A 24268-nucleotide genomic window follows, 5' to 3' on the forward strand; every position below is an offset into this window, starting at 1 on the left:
TTATTAGCTAAACATAATAATTGAAATTCAAAACCGTCTGCTATTTTCTCGGGGCAAGCCCACGAGGTTTGCTAGCAGACTATAACTTCTATCACTGTCAATCACATAGCTGTCTTTTAATGCTTCGAGAAAATATTTGCTGTTACTCTGATTAAATTCCCATTTTCTCCGATCAGCAAGATGTCCGTCAATCTTTTCCCCCAAATCTTTACAGCTCTTATGAACAATTATACCAACATGTCCATAAGGAATTTTAGATACTTTACTGTCCTTCATTCATATTTATCCCCTTTATGATTTTAGTTTTTCATGTAAAAAACCGCTATCTTACTTTAATAAGAAAGCGGTATATTTTATATGCTTAAACATCAACATCGATCAATGCAGTTACACCCACTCCTTCGATTCGATCAATATTTTTTATATCAATTGGATTTTTTGTATTAACAGGTACAAGTGCTCTAATGCGAAATGTACCATCTCTAAAATCACCTTCAAGCTGGGCAACTGCCTGAACCTTATTAATCTCTGCGGCCGGTCCTGACACCTGTACTGCTCCTGCAAAAGTGCCAGAACCTACTGTAACAATCGGCACCACCTTTGTTGCGGTTTCAACCTGAACACCATTGTTAAAAGTTAGAGTATTGATAAAATTATCAATAGGTTCTGCAAATTCACTTACTACAAATCCGATGCCAAAGGTTTTAAGCAGTTGGCCCAATAATTTGTCAGCCGAAGCAGCTGGACTAAAAGTCGTCACTGAAACAGCTATCACAACAATTAGTAATACTGACAGCAGAATATTAAAACCAGCATTCCTGAACAATTCAACTCACCTCCATATCCATAGCAATTCTCTATTCTATAAAATTAGACACAGAAATCAAATTTCCTGTTTTTATTTTTAATAATCCGCTTTTATTTTAACTTCTTTAATTTTTCCTTCCTGATCTACAAATATATCACCAAGAAAAAACTCGCCTGCAAAAACAAAAGGGGATATTTCCTCATAATATCTACTTATCCCTTCTTTTTTAAAACTTTCTTCAATATTACACCACTGTACATTTCCTTCAAGACTGGATTTTATTTCACCAGTAAAGTTTTCAGTCTTAAAATAAAATGTCAGATACTCTTCTTCAAGTCCATCAATAAAATTGTTTATTATTCCCATCAACTTCAGGTTATCAACTAAAAGATTGGTTTCTTCTTCTACTTCTCGCTTACAAGCATCTATCAGATTCTCGTTTTTTTCTTTTTTTCCACCCACTACAGTATATTCATACTGTGCAGGTGGATTGTTTCTCTTTATAAGCAGTACCTTATCATCTTTAATTAAATAACAGAAAACAACTATTACAGTATTCAAATACTTCTCACTTATCTTTTTAACCATTTTTATCACACCATTTATATTATTTATTTGCTGAATTCCAAAAATTTCACCCAACTACTTCTGTATTGATAACCAGATTGAGACATTAGTCCAAAAATTTTTAAGCAAGTTCATACAGCAGTTCTTTTAACAGCTGCAGTCCCTTAACAAGTTCATCTTTATTTCCTGCAAAACCAACTCTAAAAAAACCATCTCTTCCAAATGCACTGCCAGGTACTGCCAGCACACCCTTTTCAGCAAATAATCTGCGGCACAGCTCTTCTGAACCGATATCTAAATTATATTTTAGAAAAGCTGTTGTTCCTGCCTGTGGTTTTACGTAATCTATCAGCTCCTCATTTTTTACCCAGCTATCCAGCAGTTCAAGCTGTGTTCTGATCTTTTCAGTATTTCTAGCAAATATTTTATCTCTGTTTTTAAGTGCTATTACAGAAAGATAATCATCTATCATACCAATACTGATCTCTGTATAGTCCCGATGCTGCTGACAGAGTTCAATTACGTCTTTCCCGGCTGCAATCCAGCCCATTCTCAGTCCGGCCAGAGAAAAAACTTTGGACATGCTCCCGATGCTGACTGCTTTTTCGTAAAGGTCAGCTGCAGACGATACTTCAATATCTTCCTGGTACAGACCGCGGTAAACCTCATCACTCAGCAGATATGCATCAACTGAGCGAGCTATCTCGACCACTTCTTTTAAAACATCTTCTCTCATCAGAGCCCCGGAAGGATTATTGGGATTGTTAATAGCAATTAACTTTGTATTTTCATCAACCAGACTTTTAATTTCATTTAGATCAGGCATAAATCCATCTTTATACTTAAGATTAAGCCTTCTTACTTCTGCTCCAAATGAGGCAGGTATAGAATAAAGCTGCTGATAAGTAGGAAAAACTGAAACAACATTATCAGTACTTTCCACAAGAGAATAAATTGCTAAAAAATTAGCACCAATTGCTCCATGTGTGGCAAGAATATTATCTTCATTTAAAGTCTGATAAAGAGTGCTTACTTCTTTTTTGAATTCCGGGGATCCTGTTATGTGACCATATGTCAGTTTCATTTCTTTTATCCTGTTAATTTTCTCTTCAGCTTCTCCAGAAAGCTCCAGCAGTTCCTCAACAGTTAAAGATTCAACACATGTCTCTGCTATATTATATTCCGCTTCCATTTCATACTCATTCATCCACTCTTCTACTTTAAATGGCGGTATTTTCATTTTATCATTCCTCCAGCTAAATAATTTTCTATTTGAATTACAATTTTAATTGGATCTAATTTAATTATATTTTATATTATTTTTTCTCCATTAACAAATATATAACTAAACTTTCTCCATTTTTTAAATTATGCTGCCAAAAGTATGAATATTGAAATTTTTACTATATAAATTTATCACATAATTATTTTTCAGCTCTAAAAACTTTTTTGTATTTTTCCACTTCTTCTGCAAGAGAATTAAACTCCCTGTCGGCAATCTCCAGCATACCAGCCAGAGAATAAAATCTTCTCTGCAGATGTCTGGGCAGGTTTCCCTGCAGCTTATAATTTCTGTCATGTTCAATTTCCGCCCAGGCATGTTGAAGTATGCTTCTTAGCTGAATTTCAAAAACCATTCCAGAAAATCTGCTGTATTTTTCTATATTCAAATGTTTTTCAGAAAGTGCGGCAACATAGTGAACAGATTTATATCCCATTCTGTCAGCATCCAGCAGATCAGATTTATCCTCACTATTTATATAGTCGATTTCAAAGTTTTCCTTTATCAGATCACTAATATTGTAAACATCTTTTTCAAACAGTGTAATAATACGTATACCTGCCAGATCAGTAATTTCATTTTGAGGATCAACATATTTGTCCCGTCTGGCTTTTCTTTCAAAGCTCTTTATATCTTTTGTCCTGCTTTCTAAACTTTGATAAAGTATATCATTATCTTTTAATATTTTTCGGATAATAGAAGCAGTTTTCTCTGTTAGTTCTTTATAGTTTTTTCTGTTCTTTTTATACCAATCTACAGCTTTTTTAACATTTTTAGTATCCAAGTCAATCCCCTCTTTCTTAAGGAAATTTTCAGAAAATATTTTTTGCAGCTATATTCTTTTATTATTATAATTATAGATTAAATATATTCTTTCTTCAACTTAAAACAAAAAGCTGAATTGACCATATAAGAGCAGAATTTCCTTTCTTTTTTTAGCTATTCTAAAAAGTATAAAATACTTTTAATTATATAATTCTTATAAACCAGCCTTCAATTTTTTTAAAGCTTGATAATTAGCAGTAATAGTTTTTTCTAAATCTTCATCAGTTAAGGCAAGGGAAATAAAATTAGCCTCAAATTGTGATGGGGGTAAATAAATACCTTGGTTAATCATTTCTTTAAAATAAGCTGCAAAAAGATCTAAATCACAGTTTTTAACATCCTGATAATTTTTTACTTTTTTCTCAGTAAAAAATAAAGTAAACATGGAACCAACTCGATTAAAATAAGCAGGGAAATTAAGCTTTTTAATATTCGTTTTAAACCCTTTTTCCAGTTTTTCTGCTTTTGCTTCTAGTTGATCATATATCCTTTTGTTTTTTAATTTTTTTAAAGTAGCTAATCCTGCCTGCATAGCCATCGGGTTACCAGATAAGGTTCCTGCCTGATAAACTGGCCCAGCAGGAGCAACATAATCCATAATTTCTTTTTTGCCAGCATAGGCACCAACTGGCATTCCGCCACCTATTATTTTACCGAAAGTACTTAAATCAGGCTCAATCTCATATAATTCTTGAGCTCCGCCCTGGGCCAGGCGAAAACCTGTCATAACCTCATCAAAAATTAAAAGTGCCCCATTTTTTCGGGTAATTTCTCTTAAAAATTCTAAATAACCTATTTCAGGAGCAATAACTCCCATATTACCAGTTACAGGTTCTAAAATAATAGCTGCAATCTCAGATCCATATTCAGCAAAAACTTTTTCAACTGCCCCCTGATCATTATAAGGAGCTACTATTGTCTCTTTAGCTGTATTCTCAGTTACTCCAGGACTACCTTTAATACCAAGAGTTGCAACCCCAGAACCTGCATCAACTAAAAGACTATCTCCATGCCCATGATAACAACCTTCAAGTTTAATAATTTTATCCCTGCCAGTATATCCTCGGGCCAGTCTAATCGCACTCATCGTAGCTTCAGTACCAGAATTAACCATTCTCACTTTATCAACTGCAGGATAAAAATCTACTATTAATTGCGCAATTTCTGTTTCAATTTCAGTTGGAGCTCCAAAACTTGTACCTTTTTGGAGCTGTTTTTTTAATTTTTTTATTACCTGGGGTGGATTATAGCCTAAAATCATCGGGCCCCAGGAATTTACATAATCTAAATACTTATTACCATCAATATCATAAAGATAGGCCCCATCTCCTTTTTCGATAAATATTGGATCCATTTCCACAGCCGAAAAAGCTCGAGCTGGACTATTAACTCCACCTGGAATAAATTTTTTTGCTTTCTTAAAAGCTTGACTGGATTTTTTTCTTTTATCTCTCATCAAAATCACTCCTTTGCTAATATTTTCACACCAACACATTTACTGTTTATAAAGTTTTAATTATTCATTTAACCACTGAACAGCACTATCAGCCCAGTATGTAATGATAATATCTGCACCTGCCCTTTTAATAGAAGTTAAAATTTCTAAAGCAACACTTTTTTCATCAATCCATCCTTTTTCCGCTGCTGCCTTAACCATCGCATATTCTCCACTTACATTATAAGCTGCCAGAGGTAGATTAAAGTTATCACTGGCTTTTTGAATAATATCTAAATAAGAAAGAGCAGGTTTAACCATTATAATATCTGCACCTTCCTTAATATCTAATTCTATTTCTCTTAAAGCTTCATCAGAATTAGCAGCATCCATCTGATAACTGCTGCGGTCACCCTGTTCTGGTGCTGAATGAGCAGCATCACGGAATGGTCCATAAAATGATGAATGATATTTAGCAGAATAGGCCATAATTCCTATTTCCTTGAATCCATTTTCATCTAATGTCTGCCTTATTTTTGCCACTCTCCCGTCCATCATATCTGAGGGAGCAATCATATCTGCACCTGCCTCTGCATGTGAAAGTGCAATTTTAGCCAATCTACTTAAAGTTGCATCATTTTTGATTTTACCGTTTTCTAAAATTCCGCAGTGGCCGTGATCAGTATACTGACATAAACATAGATCAGTAATCACTAAAAGTTCTGGAAATTCTTTTTTTAGCTGTCGAACAGCTTTTTGTACTATTCCATTCTGCTGCCAGGCACTGGACCCTTCTGCATCTTTGTATTTAGGCAGCCCAAAAAGTATAATTGCTTTAATTCCTAGATCTAAAAGTCTTTCAACTTCCTTTTGCAACTGGTCTAAAGATAAGTGATAGTTATCAGGCATTGAAGAAATTTCTTCTCTTATATTTTTACCATTAACTACAAATAATGGTTTAACAAAGTCTGCTGCAGATAAATTTGTTTCCCTTACTAAATCCCGAATATTTTTTGAACTGCGTAAACGCCTCGGTCTTCTATTTAAATCCATTTTAAAAAACCTCCATTTATAAATAATATTTTAAAATTTCGTCAAATAAACCTTCAATAGTATATTCTGCTGCTGTAATTTTAACATTCAATCCATACTTTTTAGCTTGATTGGCTGTTACTGGACCAATACAAGCAGCTGGAATTTCTTTTAACCGCTGCCATAATTTTTTTTGATCAATTTCTTTTGAATCATTTTCTAATAATTCATTTTGAGACTTAATTAATTTTTCTAAACCAATAATGAAATTATCTACTGTTGAAGAACTGGTAAAAGTTAATAAGTCAAGGTCATCATTTTTAAGCAGATCCAAAATTTCTACCTCCATCTCAACTGCTTCTATTTTGTAAGCTTCAACATTTTTGACTTTTGCGCCCATATTTCTAAGTTCTTCTTCAAGTATTTTAGGAGCAATATCTGCTCGAGGTAATAAAAATGAAGCTTGCCTCAGATTAATTTCACCTTTACTCTGAAGTTTTTTTAAATAGTCTAAGATTCCTGAAGTTGAATAATCTTCAGGTAAAAAATCTGTTCTAATTCCATTTACTCTTAATTCTTCAGCAGTTTTAGAACCAATTGTCATTATTTTTGTTCCAGCCAGAGCTCTTAAATCAAGCTGCTGACGATCCAGTTCTTGCATAAAATACTTAACACCGTTAACCGAAGTAAAAATTAGATGACTATAGTTTTCTAAATTACCAACCTCTTTCTGTAAAGGACCAATATTTTCAGCTGCTTTAATCTCAATTGTTGGAGCAAAAACAGCGCTACCAGCCTCTCCTTCAATCATTTCTATAAAAGAAATTGCCTGTTTTTTAGGTCTAGTAACTAAAATATTTTTACCCAACAATTTTTTGTTTTCAAACCAAGCCAGCTTTTCTCGTAAATTAACAACACTTCCAATCACAATTACTGCTGGCGGCTTAAAATTTGCCTGTTCAACTTTTTGAACTATGTTGTCTAAAGTGCCAGTTATAGTCTGCTGCTTGGATCGGCTTCCCCAGCGAACTAGAGCCACAGGAGTTTCCGGACTTTTACCGGCAGTTAAAACTCTTTCGACAGTCTGAGCTAATTTACCGACTCCCATTAAAACTACCAAAGTATCTACAGCAGCTGCAATTTTTTCAATATCAATTGTGCTCTTTTCTTTGTCAGCTGCTTCGTGTCCGGTAATCACAGCAAATGAAGATGCTAGATGTCTCTGTGTCAATGGAATCCCCGCATAAAGAGGTACCGCAAGTGAAGAACTAATACCAGGAATGATTTCAAAATCAATTCCTGCTTCTTTTAATTTTAAAGCCTCTTCACCCCCACGACCATAAACAAACGGATCTCCGCCTTTAAGCCTACAGACAGTTTTTCCAACTTTAACTTTTTCAATCATTAAAGCCTCAATTTCGGACTGAGTATAGTGATGATTCTTTGCTTTTTTACCAACATAAATTTTTTCTGCCTCACTGCTGGCATATTCTAAAAAACGATTATTTGCGAGACGATCATATAAAATAACGTCTGCCTTTTCAATTGCTCTTTTTGCTTTTAATGTTAAAAGAGACGGATCACCTGGACCGGCTCCAGTTAAATAAACCTTTGCTCCCATTTTTTATTCTCCTTTTTTATTTCTTTAGTCTAGCTAAAATTTCGGCTGCACCAGCCGCTTTTATTTCTTGTGCCAGACCCTTTCCTAATTTTTTTAATGAATTTAAATTTAATTTTTTGGTGCTGACTTTTCTTTTTATAATTCTACTGCCATCTATTTTCCCAACTGCTGCTGTTAAAGTTAGGCTTTCAGCTTCAATTAATGCTTCGGCTGCAAGTGGTGCATGACATCCAGCTTCCATCTCTTTTAAAAATGCATGCTCTGTCCATACTTCAAGAGCAGTATTTTTATCTTCAATCATTTTTAAAATTTTTTTTAGTTCAGTACTTTCTTTTCTAATTTCTACTGCTACTGCACCCTGTCTGGCAGCAGGAAGACAAATCTCAGGTGGTAAATATCCTGTAATCTGCGCTTTAAGTCCTAGACGTTCCAAACCGGCTGCAGCTAAAATTATACCATCTAGATTCTGACTTTTAATCTTTTTTAGTCTTGTTTCTACATTGCCTCTGATAGGAACAATTTCAAAATCAGAACGGTAAGCTAAAAGCTGTGATTTTCGACGTAAACTTCCAGTTCCAAGCCTTGCCCCTTTAGGTAATTCATCCAGCTTTTTTTCTGCCCCTGCAAGTACATCATAACGATTAGCACGATCAACAATTGCTGCAATTTCTAAATCTTTGGGCAGCCTAGTAGGAAGATCTTTAAAACTATGTACTGCCAGATCAACCTCCCTCGAAATCAGGGCCATTTCTATTTCTCTAACAAAAATACCTTCTGCATTAATATCAGCAAATTTTTTATCTCTTTCTCGATCTCCCTTTGTTGAAATTTCTTTAAATTCAAATCCTATTTCTGGAAATTTTTTTTGTAGTTTTTCTTTTACTATATTACACTGTTTCAAAGCAAGATTGCTATCACGAGTACCTATAATATAATTTTTACTCAATTTAATCATCCTTATTTTCTTAATTTTATAAAAAGAGATTCTCAAATTCAACATTAATGCTGCCATTTGAGTGACTCTTCCCGAAATATGTCCAAAATCTCTACCCAATTTTTAATCTAATATAATTTTTAATTTTTCAATTAAGATCTTATTTGCCTTTCTATTTTTAACAGCAACTCTAATATAGTTATCCTGTAGGTTATAATAGCTATCACAATTACGAATTAAAATAGCTGCTTTGGAAAGTTCCTGTTTTAATTCGGCTGAGTTATAATTTGTTTCTGAAATATCTATAAAAATATAATTAGTTGTTGGCTGATAAACTTTTAGTTTTTTAAATTTTTTTAGTTTTTGATACAGGTATTTTCTTTCGGCAGCAATTTTTTCTTGACTTAATTTAACATAATCTTTTATTTCCTGCTGATTGGAAAAAATAATCTCTCCAGCCAGCTGCGAAAAATAATTAACTGACCAGGGATCTCTTTTAGTTTCCAGTTCTAAACTTAAACTTTTATTTGTTAGAGCATATCCCAGCCGCAAACCTGGAATAGCAAATAGTTTGGTCATTGATTTAAGTATTACTAAATTATTATAACTGTCTAATAATTTAATTGTTGAATATTTATCGGGATCAGTTAAGAAATCTATAAAGGCTTCATCTATTACAACAATAATCTCTTCTTTAACTGCTTTTTGAATTAAGCTTTCAAGTTCAGCTGTTTTTAATAAATGAGCAGTTGGATTATTGGGATTACAGATAAACAATAGATCAATATCTTTATTTAAGCTTATTTTCAACTTCTCTAAATCCAATTTAAAATCAGCTTTTTTACTTAAGCTAAAATGTTCTACTGCTGCAGCTGCTGACTCTGCTGCCAGCTCATATTCCGAAAATGTAGGATCAATCACCATCACTTTTTTGGGTTTTAATATCTTTGTCAGCTGATAAATCATTTCTGCTGCACCATTAGCAACTGTTACCTGCTCAGGATCAAGAAAGTGTTTTTTTGCGATATCATTTTTAAGAGATTTCGAATTGATTTCAGGATAATTTTCTATTTTATTTATATTACTTTTAATAGCTTCTAAGAGTAAAGACGGGGGTCCTAAAAAATTTATATTAGCACTAAAGTCAATAATCTCATCAGGATCCAAATTATTTTTTTGAGCCATCTCAGTTAATCTGCCTCCATGCATGTGTTCCATTATTAACCCTCCTTTCTATTCCACCTGAAATTATTTTAACTCTTTTTAAATGCTCAAGCTCTGTTTTTTCTTTAATTTCGTTTAAAATTTTTTCTGTTCTTAAATTTTTAGCTGCTAAAACTCCAATCATGGTACCACTATGAGCAATATTTATCCCATATATTTTATTATTTTTCTGGATTATCTGTAATAATTTATTCAAATCTTTTTTATAAAGAATTTTTTGATGAGCAAGACTGCTCAAAGTAGTACCTCTCCCCAGTAAATAATAATCATTTTCTTTAAAACCACTTTTTATTAATTTAAAAGATTTTTTTATTTTTTCTTCTTTGTCTTTATTTAAAAGATTTAATTGTTTTGATTGATTAAAGCTAAGAGAATCCACAGTTCCTTTTTCTTTAAAGATTAGTATATCTATTTCAGGAGGAAAAGCAGTAAGTAAATAATCTTTTTTCCCATTTAAGTGATCAAAAAATCTAATCCCTTCCAAAAAAACACTGTCAGTGGGTTCTAGATCAAGACATATTTTTTTCAAAAGCTTAAAATCAACTTTATTTTTTAATAAAAGCATTACTGCTGCAGCAGCAGCACTTATATCTGCTGTGGAAGAAGCCATCCCAATTCCTGATATTAATTGAGAATTTATTCTGATTTTTATAGCTTTCTGTTTAAAATTATAATGATTTAATAGTTTTTTAACTGCAATTTCTGTTTTATAAGTATTTTCTGTGCTAGAGTTGTTTTTAGTGATAATTATTTTTTTTTCAGAATCAATAAAATGAGCCTTTACTTCAGTATATAAATTTATTGGGCAGGAAATCAAAAAATTCTGATCATCTATACTGCCCTGAAGAAGTTCTCCACAGCTGCCTGGAACTCTAAGTATAACTTGCTGCACTATTCATTCTCCTCTCATAACTAAATTTTAATAAATCAAATTAAAATTAAAAATTTAACTTTATAAATATTTATTTTATATTTTTAAGCTCTTGATATTTCTAAATCAAAGCAAAAATAATTAAAGCTAATATTAAAAATAATCCAACCGTATAATAAATTATTTTATTCAGCTTTAAAATATCATTAGCCTCAAATTTTTTCTTTTTCTGTCCGATATAGGCCCTAAAACTCTCCTCTCCCTGATAATAATTGATTCCTCCAAAACGCAGAGAAAGTGCTCCTGCAGCTGCTGCCTCTGGATAACCAGCATTTGGACTGGGATGTTTTGCTGCATCATTTAAAACTGTTTTAAAAGCTGACTTAAAATCGAAATCAAGTAGAAAAGATGCTGCAATAATTAAAAATGCTGTAATCCTGGCGGGAATATAATTAAAAAAATCATCAGTTTTAGCTGCTGCATAGCCAAAATTTATATATTTATCATTTTTATAACCCAGCATCGAATCCATAGTATTTACTGCCTTATATGTAACAGCAAGTGGAAGCCCTCCTAAAAGATAATAAAAGGCAGGTGCCAGGATTCCATCTGAAGTGTTTTCAGCCAGAGTTTCTAAAACTGCTCTGATAACTTCCTGGCGACTGCTCTGACTGCAGTCTCTACCCACAATTAAATCGACTTTTTTTCTGGCCTGCTCCAAATTATTGATTTTTAGGGCTAAATAAACTTCTTTACCAGCTTTGATCAAACCTTTTAAGGCCAGCATTAAACTCAGAAGAATTATTTCAATAAAATAAGCAAAATATTTATTTAGCCTCAGTGACTGTTGAATAATATAATTTGAAATAAAATAGCTAACCAATAAAACTATGATTACTAAAAAACCACCCTTTAATTTAGCAGCTAAAGTACCATCTCTTTCTTTTTGTAAATGTTTTTCCAAAAAAGTTATTAAGCCACCTATTATTACAACAGGATGTGTAATCCAGTTCGGATCAGAAATAATCAAATCTATGATTAAGGCAATAATTAAAAATAATATGAACTGCAAACTAAGCACCTCTACTTTTTTTATAGATTAAAGCTTTTTCCAAATAATTTTTCACTATTTGAAGGTTAGAAGCAAAGTGCAGGTGTATATAGGAGGCTAAAATATTATCCAGACTGCTGTAACCCTCTTCTTTTTTTCGATAATTATAACTTCTTTTAACTTTTTGGTCAATCTTTGAAATTCTGGAATAATGAAACACATGCCCTCTTGCTTTTTCTCCTTTTTTAAATAATAAGTTATCAGCTGAAGCTTCAACTTCTCGATATCCCATTTCCTGTAATTTAGAAGTCATTTCTATCTCGGCTGGAAGTAAGTCCAGCATTTGAAATTCTTTCCCCTCAAAATCTTTGACCTGACGGCAGAAATACATCAGCCCTCCGCATTCTGCATAAGCTGGAAGTCCCTGTTTGACTTTTTCTTTGAAATCGCTTTTGAATTCTCTATTTGCAGCAAGTTCTTGCAAAAAACTTTCGGGAAATCCTCCTCCCAGATAAACTGCATCTACTTCAGGGAGTCTAGAATCTGTTAAGGGGCTGAACTCGACAATTTTTGCTCCCGCTGCTTTTAAAAGATCTAAATTTATTTGATAATAAAAGTTAAAAGCCTGATCAGAGGCAAGACCTATTTTTATATTTTTTATAGTTGATTTTATAGCCAAATTATTTTTAAGTAAATTTTCTGATTCTACTTGCGAAATTTCTATTACTTGCTCAATATCAATATATTTTTCCATAAGCTCAACTAATTTTTGACTGTATGCTTTAAGTTCACTACTTTCAGAAACTGGCACCAAACCAAGATGTCTTTCCGGCAGTTCCAGATCTTGATTTTTAGGAAGATAGCCCAAAACTATTAAATCACTCATTTTATCTTTAATTGCTTTTTTTAATAATTCAAAATGATGAGGACTGCTGATATTATTAATTATAACTCCTTTTAGATTTAATTTTTGATCATAATTTTTATAACCATAGACTACTGCTGCAGCACTCTGTGCTACCTTGCGAGCATCAATAATTAAAATAACAGGTGCATTGATAATTTTAGCAATTTCAGCTGTACTGCTGGTCGAATTTTTACCTTTACCATCAAAAAGTCCCATTACTCCTTCTATCATCGAAATATCAGCCTGCTTACTTTTTTCTGAAAAAACTTTATTAACTCCAGCTGCTCCCAAAAAATAGCTGTCTAAATTATAAGAATCCCTACCACAGATTAAAGTATGAAAACCAGGATCTATATAATCAGGTCCAACTTTAAATGGCTGTACCTTAAATCCTCGCTTTTTAAGCGCTGCCATTAAACCTAATGAAATGGTAGTTTTACCAACCCCACTACGGCTGCCGGCAATAACAATTTTGTTATTCATCTTTTACTTCCTCCTCAAAAACTGCTAGAGTAATTCCTGGATATTTTTGCTTATCTACTATTAATTCCCCATTGTTTGATGCCAGAATTGCTGCCGGGGCTGCTGCTGCCGCAACTCCAATTGTTTTTTTAACAAAATCTGATTTTTTTATTTTTAAACTATCTTCAATTTCTCTGATTTTTTTTCGCGTAATTATTTCAAGCGGCCAGTCATTTTTTTCTGCCAGTTTCAAAATACCTTTTTCATTCTTTTTTAAATCAATAGTTGCTAATTTTTTTATACTTTCTCGAGATAAATTGTTTTCAATCAAAATTGAATTTAATGCACTTTTAATAGCGAAAAAAGAGATATTTTTTCTACAGCCAATACCAATAATAATATTTCTGGGAATTAACTGCAGTTGATTTTCTTTTAATTTATACTGCTGATTGGAAATAATAACTTCAAAAACATCATCTTTAATCTTGTTATTAACATAATTTAAACTATGTTTTTTTAATTTTTTAGTTTCTTTAATATGAATTCTATAATCAGTATAAATATGAACTTCTTTACCAAATAGTAGAGCTCCATTTGCCTTTTTCAATCTTTTAAAAGGCTCTATTTTGCAGTTAAGTTTCTGAGCTAAAAGATCAAATGCAGGCTGATTACTGCAATCTGTGGCGGTAGTAATTACAGGATTAGAGTCTAAAACAGCAGCAATTTCTACTGTCAGCAGATTTGCTCCTCCCAGATGACCGGAAAGAGTACTGATTACATTCTGGCCTGAGTCATCAATTGTTATTACAGCTGGATCAGTTTTTTTGTTATTCAGCAGCGGAGCAATTATCCGCACAACTATCCCCAGGGCCATGATAAAAACTATGCCATCATATTTATTAAATATATCATTTATTGTTGTTTTAAATGAATTAAAATAATAAAATTGATTATTCTTATCTTTTAATTTATTTGGCGAATATATATCCAGGCTGCTGACTACTTTTTTTAGCTTTAGAGCTATTTTTTTGGCGGCTGGAGTCAAAATAATTATAGCTATTTTTTTATCTTTCAGCATAGTTACACCTCAGTTTTATAATTAGCTTTAATATAATTAATCAAATTATCAACTTCATTAAAAAAAAGAGGATAATTTATCTTAGGTCTTTGAATCACAATAACAGCTATCCCCAACTCAACTGCTGCCTCAATTTTGCTTTTTAAACCACTGCTATCTCCACTTGCTTTAGTAATTATTACATCAGCCCCATATTCTTTAAATAAAGACTGATTGAATTCTTTAGTAAATGGACCTTTAGCTGCAATAATATTTGCAGGTGGTAGACCAAGCTCAATAATATTTTTAATAAAAGGAGGAAAAGTCATTACTCTCAGAAAAAGTCTTTTCTCGTAATCAGGAATTTCCTTAAGAAAAATCTCTATATTTTTAGAGCCGGTTGTTAAGAATATTTTTTCAAAATCATTTGCAATTTTTGCTGCCTTTTTATAATTTAAAGTTTTTATGATTTTTGCATTATAATACGTATACTTACTTAAATCAACTTCTTTTCTTTCAAAACGAAGATATTCAATTCCTGATTCTTCAGCTGCTTTTATTGCTTTTTTACTTATTTCTTCCGCAAAAGGATGAGTAGAATCCACTACTAATGAAATTTTTTCTTTTTTAATTAAATTATAAATATCATCCTGGTCTAATCGTTTCTTAATTACTCTAATTTTAAATTTATCTTTAATTAATTTTTCTCCATAATCTGTAGTGACTGTAGCTATTAAATTTTTTTTTTGTTTTTTTAAAGCTTTGATTATTTGATAACTATCAGATGTTCCAGCAATAAGTAAAATCATATATTGTAACCCCTTGGGGTAATTATTTGTTTATTTGCTATGTAACTCTGAGAATTTCCAATTATCACTGTTGTCAGCATATCAACCTTTTCTAAAGGCATCTTCTTTAGAGTACTGATCATAATTTTTTCTTGATCTCTTCCAACACTACGAACAATACCAACTGGTGTTTCAGGACTTCGATATTCTAGAAAAATTTCTCTAGCTTTTTTTAGCTGCTTTTTTCTTCTGCTACTTCTAGGATTATAAAGAGTAATTATAAAATCTGCTTCTGCAGCAGCTTCTAATCTTTTTTTAATCAGATTCCAGGGAGTTAAAATATCACTTAAACTTATTACAGTATAATCATGCATCAGTGGAGCACCAAGTACAGCGGCTGCAGCATTAGCGGCAGTAATACCTGGTACAATTTCTGTTTTTATATTAATTTTTTGATCTTCTATCAATTCTAGTGCCAGACCTGCCATTCCATAAACACCAGGATCACCACTACTAATTAAAGCACATCTTTTACCTTGTTTGGCATAATCAATTGCTTTTTGAACTCGTTCTTTTTCTTTTCTCATTCCACTAATATATATCTGCTGTTCTTCGGAAATTAATTTTTTTATACATTCAATATATTTTTTATAACCAACTATGACATCTACCTCTTTTAAAACCTGATAGGCTCTGCGGCTGATATCAGATAAATTACCAGGACCAATACCAATTATATATAAATTTTCATTTAACTTCATCCAATCATCCTTTCTGCAGAATTCTGCAGGAATACTTTTGTAAAATAAATTCTACAAAATAATCAATTTTTTTAAATCAATTCGAAGAGTTCACTTTTAGATTTGGGCACCGAAACCGTTGAAGATATTTTACCATTTTGAATAAGTTTTTCATATACCTCAATTATCCAAGGTTTTATAAGATCTGATTCTTTAAGAAGTTTATTATCTCTAAATATTTTTTCTGAATTTCCTTCTCCAATGATTTTCCCATCAGAAAAAATATAAATATAATCTGCCCACTGGTAAGCTAAATCAACATCATGAGTTGATAAAATTACAGTAGTTCCTTTTTTATTAATCTGATTAATAAATCCTAATATCTCTTTTGAGTGTTTTGGATCAAGCCAGACAGTCGGTTCATCAAATATTATAACTTCAGGTTTCATAGCCAGGATATCAGCTATAGAAATTCTTTTTTTCTGACCATAACTCAATAAGTGAGTAGGTTTATCTTTTATATTAGTAATCTCCATAATCTGCATAGCTTCATCAACACGTTCCCTTGTTTTTGTTTCAGATAAACCCAAATTAAGTGGGCCAAATGAAATTTCTTGAAAAACACTGGATGAAAAAAGCTGCATATCTGGATCCTGAAAAACTATACCAATATTTTTTCTTAAATTTTTCAATTCTTTTTTCTTATAAGATACTTTTTTCCCTCTAAATTTGATATTCCCTTTTTTAGGCTTTAAAATTCCATTGAAATGAAGAAATAATGTTGACTTTCCGGCACCATTTGCTCCAAGAATAGCTATTTTTTTACCCTTTTCAATGCTAAGGGATAAACCATCTAATGCATTAGTTCCATCTGGATAGTTAAAAACTACATTTTCTGCTTCAAGTACTTTTTTAGACAAAATTACCACCACCGAATATTGAAATAATAATTAAAAATGTTTCAAATAATATGATTATCATTATATTTTTATAAGAAAAACTATATTTTCTTTCTAGTACTCTTATCTTCCCATCATATCCCCTGGCCACAAGAGCTGTAAGCAGACCTTGAGCCCGATAATAAGCCCTGATAAAAAGATTAGATATCAACTTAGCAATAGAAAAAAATGATTTCTTGATTGAAGAATAACCCAATCTTGATAACTGTGACGTTCTTATTAAATCTGCAGTATCTAAAAGAACAAAAATAAAACGATAAATAAGCATCATCAATTCTATAACTATTTCAGGGAGTTTGAACTTTCTTAAGACAGAAATAATTTCTAATACTGGGGTTGTTAGAGTTAAAAAATACAGGCAGCAGATTGAAGCAAATGATTTTAAAAATAATAATACTGCTGTATTTAGTGATTTAGACTCTAAACCGAAAAACCATCCACCTAATTCAAAATAAAAAAAATAGTTATTTAACTCTCGAGAAAAGCTAACTACTGCTGTTATCGAGGCAATAATAAGAAAAGATAATGGTATAAAAAGCAGCTTTAAATAAAACTTAAACGGAATACCTGCAGCAGTTATAAGCATGAGACTTATAACTGCTATTACAATTATTGATGTCATAAAAGAATTGGCAGTTAAAGTGATTAATATTGTGAATAGAGCAAAAAAAGATTTTTCTAATGGATGAAAACTGCTGAAATTATTATTATAAGCATATTGATCAATATCTATCATTTTTTATCTTGCCTATCATTATTATATTTATTTTTACCTCTCTGCAGACCAATATAATATCCTAAGAATCCTGCACCAATGGCTGCCTGCAGGGCAAAAAGTAAGCTTTCTATTTCTCCACTTGGAGGTTCCCATATATTGCTAAACCAGGCAGTATATTGTGGATTTATTTCTGAAATCACACCTTCAGCCATTCCATCAGCACCCAAAAATTCGGAATTTCTTTTTATTATTAAGGGAGTAATAACTACTATGAGGATAAGTAAAATTATTATTAAATTTTTCTTAGCTAAGCTCATGTCTCTTCCTCCTTGAAATAATTGATAATTCATCTAGTTCATTTTTACTATATTCTTGAATGATATTAAATACAAGAACAGTTAGAAGCCCCTCAACAATAGCTAGAGGTAATTGAGTAAATGCAAATACACTTAAAAATTTAAATAAAGCAGCCATAAACCCAGAACTTTCAGGAAAAGCTGCCGCAAGCTGTCCAGCAGTTGTAATATATGTAAAGAAATCGGACAATGAAGCAGCCAAAAAAACAGAAAACCAGACCGGAGTACCAACTTTTCTTGATAGTTTAAACATAAAATGAGCTACAAATGATCCGACTACTGCCATTGCAAAAAGATTTGCCCCAAGAGTTGTTATTCCTCCATGAGCTAAAAGAATTGCCTGAAAGATGAGCACAATTGTCCCAAGTAGAACCATAGGCCAGGGACCAAATAAAATAGCACCCAAACCGATGCCAGTTGCATGAGAACAACTGCCAGTTAACGACGGAAGTTTAAGTGAGGATAAGACAAATATAAATGCACCAGCAAGAGCTAAAAGCATTTTAATACCCGGATTTTCATCTTTTAGAATATTATTTACTTTTTTAACACTGATTATTAAAAATGGAACCGCAAGCACAGTCCAAAAACCAGCCCATTTCATTGGCAAAAAGCCTTCAGCAATATGCATTGCATAAACAGTTCTAGGTATTAAAAGTAAAGTAAAAATTAGTGATGTAGTTAAAACAATTTTATTTTTCTTCATGCTTACTCTCCTTTATTTTTAATTTATCTCAATTTAAGTAATCTACTTTTCCAGTAAAGACTTTACTTTTTCTGCATATTTATTTTGAATACCCTCATATTCACCAAGTCCTTTTAGCTGAAATTCTACCTCAAAACCTTCATTTTCTAAAAGATTTTTCCAGCTATCTTCATTTTCTCCAATCATATCATTTTGTGCATGAGCTCCTGCTACAAGCATAAGCGGCGCCAACTTTACTTTTTTATAGTTTTTTTTCTTAAGTTGTTTAATAACTACCTGAATTTCTGGATATCCTTCAACTGCGCCAACATAATAATCCTTCATACCCCTTTCTTTTAGCACATAATCAAGAGCAGCATAGTCTGAATTAGCAGCATAAGAACTTCCATGTCCCATTAGTACAACAGCCTCTTCTTCTGAATTGTTTTCTACTTCAGTTTTTAATATTTTTGCTACATCAAAATAATCAGCAGTTTTAGATAAAAGTGCATTACCCCATTTTAAGCTTCTAAAATTATTTTTAAATTTCTTTACAGTTCTAATCAAATCATGAAATTCGCTACCATTAATTATATGAAGAGGCTGAACAATTACCTCCTGGAAATCTTCCTTATACAATTTTTTTAGAGCTTCTTTAGGATTATCGATATCAATATTGTCTCTTTTCTTAAGTTTTTCAATTATCATTCCTGAAGTAAAAGCTCTTTTTACTTCATATTCCGGAAAATGATCTTTTATTCTTTTTTCACATGCTGCAATAGTTTTCTTTCTGGTTTCATGATAACTTGTTCCAAAACTAACAACTAAAACTGCTTTTTCCCCTTTTTTTCCATTTCTATATTCATGGGCAAAATTCTTATCATATAATTTAGATTTTTGATAATCACTGTCTAAAAAATCACCAACTAAAATCAAGGCAGTCTTTTTAATCCCAGCTGCTTTTACTTCAGCTGCAATTTCACCTAAAGTAGCTTTAATTACCTTCTGATCTGGCCAAGAAGCTTTGGCTGCAATAGCAGCTGGAGTTGTTAAAGGATATTCCTTGCTTAAATTATCTACTACTTCTTCTATCATCTGTACACTTAAAAAGATAGCCATTGAAGCTTGATGTTGAGCTAAACTAGCCAATTTTTCTTTGTCTGGAACTGGAGTTCTTCCAGCCTGTCTAGTTAAAATAACAGTTTGGGAAACATCTGGTAAAGTATATTCTGCTTCTAAAGCTGCTGCTGCAGCTAAAAACGAACTAACTCCTGGTATAATCTGATAATCAATTTCATTTTCTGCTAAACTATCAATCTGTTCTTTAATTGCTCCATAAATAGAGGGATCTCCTGTATGGACTCTAGCTACATTCTTATCCTCAGCTGCAGCTTTTTTTATTATCTCAATTACCTGATCTAAACTTAATTTAGCACTATTATATGTTTTAGCTGCTTTATTATACTTTAAAACTTCTGGATTAACTAATGAACCAGCATAAATTATGATTTCTGAATTCTCTATTGCTTTTTTTCCTTTAATAGTTAATAATTCTGGATCACCAGCACCAGCACCTATTATATATACTTTCATCTATTAGAGCCCCTTTCTTTTTACTATCATTAATGTCATATATTCAATTTTTTTATTTTTAAACACTTCTATATTTTCAGTATAAAACTCATCTTCAAAACCGCATTTACTAGCAATAAGCACATTTTTCTTTAAACCTAATTTTTCTAAGACACGGTATGCTGTCTCATAATTGCGGCTCAACTTTAAAATTACTACTGTTTCAAATAAATCAAAAACTCTTTCTAAATGGTCTTCGTTTTTAATATTAGATAAAATTGCTGTATTTTCTTTTTCTTCTGCCAGAGGTAGATTATATCTTGAAGTAGCAGCTGCAATAGAATTAATCCCGGGTATTGTTTCAATTTCAATTGAATTATCCCAATCTTTAATCTTTTTTAGCATATAAGAATAAGTGCTGTACAATAAAGGATCCCCTATAGTTACAAAAGCAATCTTCTTATCTTTTTTTAATAACTGATATATCTTTCGAGCAGCAGCTGTGCGTGATTGTTCAAGCTCTTTTCTGCTTTTTGACATTTTAAAACTCAATTTAACAATTCTACCTTTTAGCTCTATTAAATTAGAAATAATTTCAAGAGCTTTACTGGAATCACTTTTAGCAGACATTGGAGTACAGATATAGTCAACTTCTTTTAAAATTTCTACTGCTTTTAAATTGACTAATCCAGATTCTCCTACGCCAACCCCGATTCCATACAATTTTTTAGCCAAATTAGTTCCTCCATTCATTTAAATTTATTCAGATACTTTTCTTGAATTTTTAGTTTTTTACTGCACTAATGATATAAACTGGACTTAAAGCTCTAAACATTTTGTATTTATTAATATCTTTAGTCCTAGTCACAGCAACATTAACAATATCCAGGTGATAATCTAATCTTTCAAGTTCCTGGACAGCAGTTGTCAAAGTATTAATTGTAACTGCAGTTAATACAATTCTACCTGTATCTTTTAGCTTTTGATCAGCCGCCTCAAGAATTGCAGTAAGTTGGCCTCCACTGCCGCCGATAAAAATTCTATCTGCCCCAGGTAAAGCATCAATTCCTGCAGGAGCTTCCGCCGCGATTATTTCAATGTTGTTTATATTAAATTTTATAACATTTTTTTTAATTAAATTAAGGGCCTTCTTTTTTCTTTCTAGTGCATAAACTTTTCCTTTTTTTAAAACCAAAGCCATCTCAATTGCAACACTACCGCTGCCGGCTCCAATATCATAAACTACCTGATTTTTTTTAAGTCTTAATTTAGATAAGAGTACCGCTCTTACTTCTTCTTTAGTCATCGGAACTTCATCTCTGATAAAACAATCATCAGCAATCCCAGGAGTATTATATTCCCATTCACTCATCAATATCACCTCTAAGGCTAGAATTTAATTGATTCTTATCCAGAATAATAATCACTGTCAGTTTAGAAAATGAAAACTTTTTAATTTCTTCTGCACTGCCAACAGTAATATTTTCATCTACATAAGAAAGATTTTCAAAAACACAAATAGTTTTATCTTTAATTTTATTTTCTATTAAATACTCAGCAATCTTTGCCGGAGGAAATTTGCTATCTGTAAAAAACCCAACCTTAGCTTCTTTTTTTAAGAGAACAAACAGCTCCTCTTTATTATCTTTACCGTGGAGACTGGTAATTCTCATATCATTCCAACTAATTTGAATTCTAGAAGCAGCAAGCTGTAAAGAACTGATCCCAGGAATAACTTCCAAAATATCAAGATTTATTTCTCTTTTTAAATAATTAAGTAAGCTGTATAAACCTGGATCTCCTGAAACTAAAACAGCAATTTTTTTCTTCTCATAATTAGTCAAAATATAATTTTTAATTTTAACTAAGGGCAGAGTAATTTTAATTTTTTTAGCCTTTTGTTCTGCAAAAGTCTCTAAAGCTCTACTGCCTCCGATTAAAACATCCATTTTTTCTATAATTTTTTCTGTTTTTTTTAGTAAATAGTCTTTATTTCCCGGTCCAATTCCCAGTACATAAACTTTATTCAAAATTAAAATCCTCCTCTGCTTCTTTTGAAAGAGCAACAATACCCTGATTTAAAGTAAAAATTACTGCTTTACACTTAATTTTATTTTCAAGTTTTGCTTCTACTTTACTGACTACTGCTTCACTAATATTTTGCAAAACACTCTCCAGATTATGAGCAAGAAGAAATTCAGCAGCTTCCTCAGCAGTATTAATTGCAAAAATATCTTCAATTATTTTTTGTTCTGCTCCCGTTAAAGCTGCATGAGCAGCAATTATTTCCCGGCGGCCATCAGCTAACTTACTATGTGTATTAAAAATTCCACCGGCAACTTTAACTATTTTACCAATATGACCAACCATCACAATCTCATCTATTTTAAGCTCCTTAAGCTCTGTCAGCATAAAACCTACAAAATTACTCATTCTAATAATCTGTTCTTCTTTAAAGCCTGCCTTCAGAGCCCGCTTTTTGCCATGATTGCCAAAAACAAAAATTAATTTTTTATATCCTAAGGCAGCTGCCTGTCTCAATTCTACAGCTAGCGACTCTTTGTAGGCTGATTCTGACATCGGTTCTACAATACCAGTCGTCCCAAGAATTGAAATACCACCTTTAATTCCCAGTTTGGGATTAAAAGTTTTTTTAGCAATCTCTACTCCTGCAGGAGCAGAAATATGCACTTCAAAAATATTGTTTTCTGGAAAAATATCCCGCACAGCTTTTTTAATCATTTTACGAGGTTCAGGGTTGATTGCCGCCTGACCAACATCCAGCTGCAGTCCAGGTTTAGTTACTTTACCAACTCCTTTACCTCCTTTGAGTATCACTTTGCTTTTGTTCAAAGTTTTATCAAATTTTATTCTTTTTAATTCTACTGTAATTTTTATTCCATCTGTCTGATCTGGATCATCACCAGCATCTTTAACAACTGCCGCCCGGGCCAGATCTGTACTGTAAAAACAATCCTGGGTCTCCATTTCAACTTCTATTTCTGCAGGCGTCTTAATAATGATTTTGTTTACAGTTTTCTGTTCTAATAACATTAGTGCCGCAGCTTTTACTGCCCCAGCAGCTGTGGTGCCAGTAGTATAACCAAGTCTATATTTTTTACCACCTTTTGTTATATAACGTTCAAAAGCCATAATTAATCATCTAAATTATATAAGACAGAGTTAACAATAGAAGCAGCAATAGCACTGCCACCTTTACGGCCTTTTAAAGAAATATGTGGTATTTCAGTCTGCATTAAATCATCTTTAGATTCAGCTGCTCCCACAAAACCAACAGGTGTGCCGACAATGAAATCAACTTTTTTTCCTTTTTGACTTAAGTTAATTAACTCAAATAAGGCTGTAGGTGCATTACCTATAGCAAAAATTTTCTTACCTGGTAAATCAATAGCTTTCCGCATAGCCATAATTGATCTCGTTAAAGAGGTCTTTTCTGCTTTATCTCTAACATCTTGATCAGCAATAAAACATTTTACCTCTCCTCCATATTCAGCTAATTTATGTTCATTAATACCAGCTTTAAGCATTGTAACATCAGTTATGATATCTGCTCCTTCTCGGATTAAATCACTCATAATTTCTATTGCATTCTGAGAAAATTTAACCTCTGAAGCTAGCTTTGGCTCCGCTGAAGCATGAATCACCCGTTTGATTGTTTTTAATTCTGCATCACTGCAGTCTAACTTGCCAATTTCTTGATCGATCAACCTCATGCTTTTAGCTTCTATCTTTTTTGGATTATTATCTTTCATACTTTCCTCCTCAATTTTTTAAAAAGCCCAATAAATTTCTCTAAGTTGAAGCTAAAGCTTCAAAATATGTCTCAAAAATTTATTTTTCAATTCCAATTCTTGCTTTAACACCTTTTTGATAATAATGTTTAATTTCTTTCATTTCTGTTACCAGATCAGCATATTCTATTATCTTATCTGCCGCATAACGACCAGTAATTACAACTTCCACTTCTTCTGAACGATTATCTATAGCTTCAATTAATTGCTCTTCAGAAAAAAGATCATAATAAACAGCAATATTTGCTTCATCCAAAATTACTAGCTCATACTCACCTGATTTTAAAATCTTGGCTACTTCTTCTAGGCCTTTGCGAGCTGCATTAATATCTTCCTCTTCTGCTTTCCCTTTGATAAAACAATTTAATCCATACTGTTTAATCTCAATTCTTTCTATCTTTTTTAAGCTTTTTAATTCACTATATTTCATACCTTTAACAAACTGAGCTATATAAACATTTTTCCCTGCTCCTACTGCCCTAATTGCCAATCCAAAGGCAGCAGTTGTTTTCCCTTTGCCTTTACCTGTATAAACATGAACCATTCCCTGCATCTATTACAC

The 24268-nt window shown here is 32.2% G+C and carries 26 protein-coding genes and 2 pseudogenes; all 28 read right to left on the minus strand.

The features are described 5' to 3' along the window. Window positions 1-27: 27 nt before the first annotated feature. Window positions 28-276, minus strand: a complete 249-nt coding sequence (locus tag DER71_RS06250; RefSeq protein ID WP_114474419.1) for a hypothetical protein — start codon at window positions 274-276, stop codon at window positions 28-30. 85 nt (window positions 277-361) lie between these two features. Further along, the gene (locus DER71_RS06255; RefSeq protein WP_114457209.1) at window positions 362-826 is read right to left on the minus strand and encodes a hypothetical protein; all 465 of its coding nucleotides are present in this window, start codon (window positions 824-826) and stop codon (window positions 362-364) included. Between the two features lie 78 nt (window positions 827-904). Next, the gene (locus DER71_RS06260; RefSeq protein WP_147267743.1) at window positions 905-1396 is read right to left on the minus strand and encodes an NUDIX domain-containing protein; all 492 of its coding nucleotides are present in this window, start codon (window positions 1394-1396) and stop codon (window positions 905-907) included. 100 nt (window positions 1397-1496) lie between these two features. Then, window positions 1497-2615 carry an aminotransferase gene (locus tag DER71_RS06265; RefSeq protein WP_114457207.1) on the minus strand — a complete coding sequence of 373 codons (1119 nt, stop codon included), beginning with the start codon at window positions 2613-2615 and terminating at the stop codon, window positions 1497-1499. Between the two features lie 184 nt (window positions 2616-2799). Beyond that, complete coding sequence (locus DER71_RS06270) at window positions 2800-3441, minus strand: GTP pyrophosphokinase family protein (protein WP_114457206.1); 642 nt, start codon at window positions 3439-3441, stop codon at window positions 2800-2802. 195 nt (window positions 3442-3636) lie between these two features. Further along, window positions 3637-4938 carry a glutamate-1-semialdehyde 2,1-aminomutase gene (gene hemL, locus DER71_RS06275; RefSeq protein WP_114474420.1) on the minus strand — a complete coding sequence of 434 codons (1302 nt, stop codon included), beginning with the start codon at window positions 4936-4938 and terminating at the stop codon, window positions 3637-3639. A gap of 60 nt (window positions 4939-4998) precedes the next feature. After that, window positions 4999-5970, minus strand: coding sequence for a porphobilinogen synthase (gene hemB / locus DER71_RS06280; RefSeq protein ID WP_114457204.1), 972 nt, complete (start codon window positions 5968-5970; stop codon window positions 4999-5001). Between the two features lie 16 nt (window positions 5971-5986). Then, window positions 5987-7570, minus strand: a complete 1584-nt coding sequence (gene cobA, locus DER71_RS06285) for a uroporphyrinogen-III C-methyltransferase (protein ID WP_114474421.1) — start codon at window positions 7568-7570, stop codon at window positions 5987-5989. 16 nt (window positions 7571-7586) lie between these two features. Next, window positions 7587-8582, minus strand: a complete 996-nt coding sequence (gene hemC, locus DER71_RS06290; RefSeq protein WP_114474422.1) for a hydroxymethylbilane synthase — start codon at window positions 8580-8582, stop codon at window positions 7587-7589. Between the two features lie 45 nt (window positions 8583-8627). After that, window positions 8628-9722 carry a threonine-phosphate decarboxylase CobD gene (gene cobD / locus DER71_RS06295; RefSeq protein ID WP_114474423.1) on the minus strand — a complete coding sequence of 365 codons (1095 nt, stop codon included), beginning with the start codon at window positions 9720-9722 and terminating at the stop codon, window positions 8628-8630. Next, entirely contained in the window at window positions 9691-10620 is a 930-nt protein-coding gene (locus DER71_RS06300) for a GHMP kinase (RefSeq protein WP_114474424.1), read from the minus strand. Before DER71_RS06300 ends, cobD begins: the two co-directional genes overlap by 32 nt. A gap of 100 nt (window positions 10621-10720) precedes the next feature. Next, entirely contained in the window at window positions 10721-11680 is a 960-nt protein-coding gene (cbiB, locus tag DER71_RS06305; protein ID WP_233487381.1) for an adenosylcobinamide-phosphate synthase CbiB, read from the minus strand. Beyond that, the gene (locus tag DER71_RS06310; RefSeq protein WP_114474426.1) at window positions 11673-13040 is read right to left on the minus strand and encodes a cobyrinate a,c-diamide synthase; all 1368 of its coding nucleotides are present in this window, start codon (window positions 13038-13040) and stop codon (window positions 11673-11675) included. The genes cbiB and DER71_RS06310 overlap by 8 nt, the downstream gene beginning before the upstream one ends. Beyond that, on the minus strand, window positions 13033-14097 hold the full coding sequence (gene cbiG, locus DER71_RS06315) for a cobalt-precorrin 5A hydrolase (protein WP_114474427.1): 1065 nt from the start codon (window positions 14095-14097) through the stop codon (window positions 13033-13035). Before cbiG ends, DER71_RS06310 begins: the two co-directional genes overlap by 8 nt. A gap of 2 nt (window positions 14098-14099) precedes the next feature. Further along, window positions 14100-14885, minus strand: coding sequence for a precorrin-6A reductase (gene cobK / locus DER71_RS06320; RefSeq protein WP_114474428.1), 786 nt, complete (start codon window positions 14883-14885; stop codon window positions 14100-14102). Continuing rightward, window positions 14882-15625: a precorrin-3B C(17)-methyltransferase gene (gene cobJ, locus DER71_RS06325; protein ID WP_114474429.1), complete on the minus strand. Its 744-nt coding sequence runs from the start codon at window positions 15623-15625 to the stop codon at window positions 14882-14884. The genes cobK and cobJ overlap by 4 nt, the downstream gene beginning before the upstream one ends. Window positions 15626-15696: 71 nt before the next feature. After that, window positions 15697-16524: an energy-coupling factor ABC transporter ATP-binding protein gene (locus tag DER71_RS06330; protein ID WP_199505529.1), complete on the minus strand. Its 828-nt coding sequence runs from the start codon at window positions 16522-16524 to the stop codon at window positions 15697-15699. Beyond that, window positions 16517-17299 (minus strand): cobalt ECF transporter T component CbiQ, encoded by a 783-nt coding sequence (cbiQ, locus tag DER71_RS06335; RefSeq protein ID WP_114457194.1) that lies wholly within the window; start codon window positions 17297-17299, stop codon window positions 16517-16519. The genes DER71_RS06330 and cbiQ overlap by 8 nt, the downstream gene beginning before the upstream one ends. Further along, window positions 17296-17598 (minus strand): energy-coupling factor ABC transporter substrate-binding protein, encoded by a 303-nt coding sequence (locus tag DER71_RS06340; RefSeq protein WP_114474430.1) that lies wholly within the window; start codon window positions 17596-17598, stop codon window positions 17296-17298. Before DER71_RS06340 ends, cbiQ begins: the two co-directional genes overlap by 4 nt. After that, the gene (locus tag DER71_RS06345; RefSeq protein WP_114457192.1) at window positions 17585-18343 is read right to left on the minus strand and encodes an energy-coupling factor ABC transporter permease; all 759 of its coding nucleotides are present in this window, start codon (window positions 18341-18343) and stop codon (window positions 17585-17587) included. The genes DER71_RS06340 and DER71_RS06345 overlap by 14 nt, the downstream gene beginning before the upstream one ends. A gap of 42 nt (window positions 18344-18385) precedes the next feature. Further along, window positions 18386-19147: pseudogene (locus tag DER71_RS12490) on the minus strand (sirohydrochlorin cobaltochelatase); the annotation flags it as partial. 18 nt (window positions 19148-19165) lie between these two features. Then, window positions 19166-19915, minus strand: a pseudogene (gene cobM / locus DER71_RS12495) (precorrin-4 C(11)-methyltransferase); the annotation flags it as partial. Window positions 19916-19918: 3 nt separating this feature from the next. Further along, on the minus strand, window positions 19919-20629 hold the full coding sequence (cobI, locus tag DER71_RS06355) for a precorrin-2 C(20)-methyltransferase (RefSeq protein ID WP_114457190.1): 711 nt from the start codon (window positions 20627-20629) through the stop codon (window positions 19919-19921). Between the two features lie 49 nt (window positions 20630-20678). Then, window positions 20679-21266, minus strand: coding sequence for a precorrin-6Y C5,15-methyltransferase (decarboxylating) subunit CbiT (cbiT, locus tag DER71_RS06360; protein ID WP_114457189.1), 588 nt, complete (start codon window positions 21264-21266; stop codon window positions 20679-20681). Continuing rightward, the gene (gene cbiE, locus DER71_RS06365; RefSeq protein WP_114457188.1) at window positions 21259-21924 is read right to left on the minus strand and encodes a precorrin-6y C5,15-methyltransferase (decarboxylating) subunit CbiE; all 666 of its coding nucleotides are present in this window, start codon (window positions 21922-21924) and stop codon (window positions 21259-21261) included. The genes cbiT and cbiE overlap by 8 nt, the downstream gene beginning before the upstream one ends. Next, on the minus strand, window positions 21917-23047 hold the full coding sequence (cbiD, locus tag DER71_RS06370) for a cobalt-precorrin-5B (C(1))-methyltransferase CbiD (protein WP_114457187.1): 1131 nt from the start codon (window positions 23045-23047) through the stop codon (window positions 21917-21919). The genes cbiE and cbiD overlap by 8 nt, the downstream gene beginning before the upstream one ends. A 2-nt stretch (window positions 23048-23049) precedes the next feature. Beyond that, window positions 23050-23667 carry a precorrin-8X methylmutase gene (locus tag DER71_RS06375; RefSeq protein WP_114474431.1) on the minus strand — a complete coding sequence of 206 codons (618 nt, stop codon included), beginning with the start codon at window positions 23665-23667 and terminating at the stop codon, window positions 23050-23052. 79 nt (window positions 23668-23746) lie between these two features. Next, complete coding sequence (cobO, locus tag DER71_RS06380; protein WP_114457185.1) at window positions 23747-24259, minus strand: cob(I)yrinic acid a,c-diamide adenosyltransferase; 513 nt, start codon at window positions 24257-24259, stop codon at window positions 23747-23749. Between the last annotated feature and the right edge of the window lie 9 nt (window positions 24260-24268).

It is taken from the genome of Halanaerobium sp. DL-01 (assembly GCF_003338615.1).
Lineage (GTDB): Bacteria > Bacillota > Halanaerobiia > Halanaerobiales > Halanaerobiaceae > QPJE01.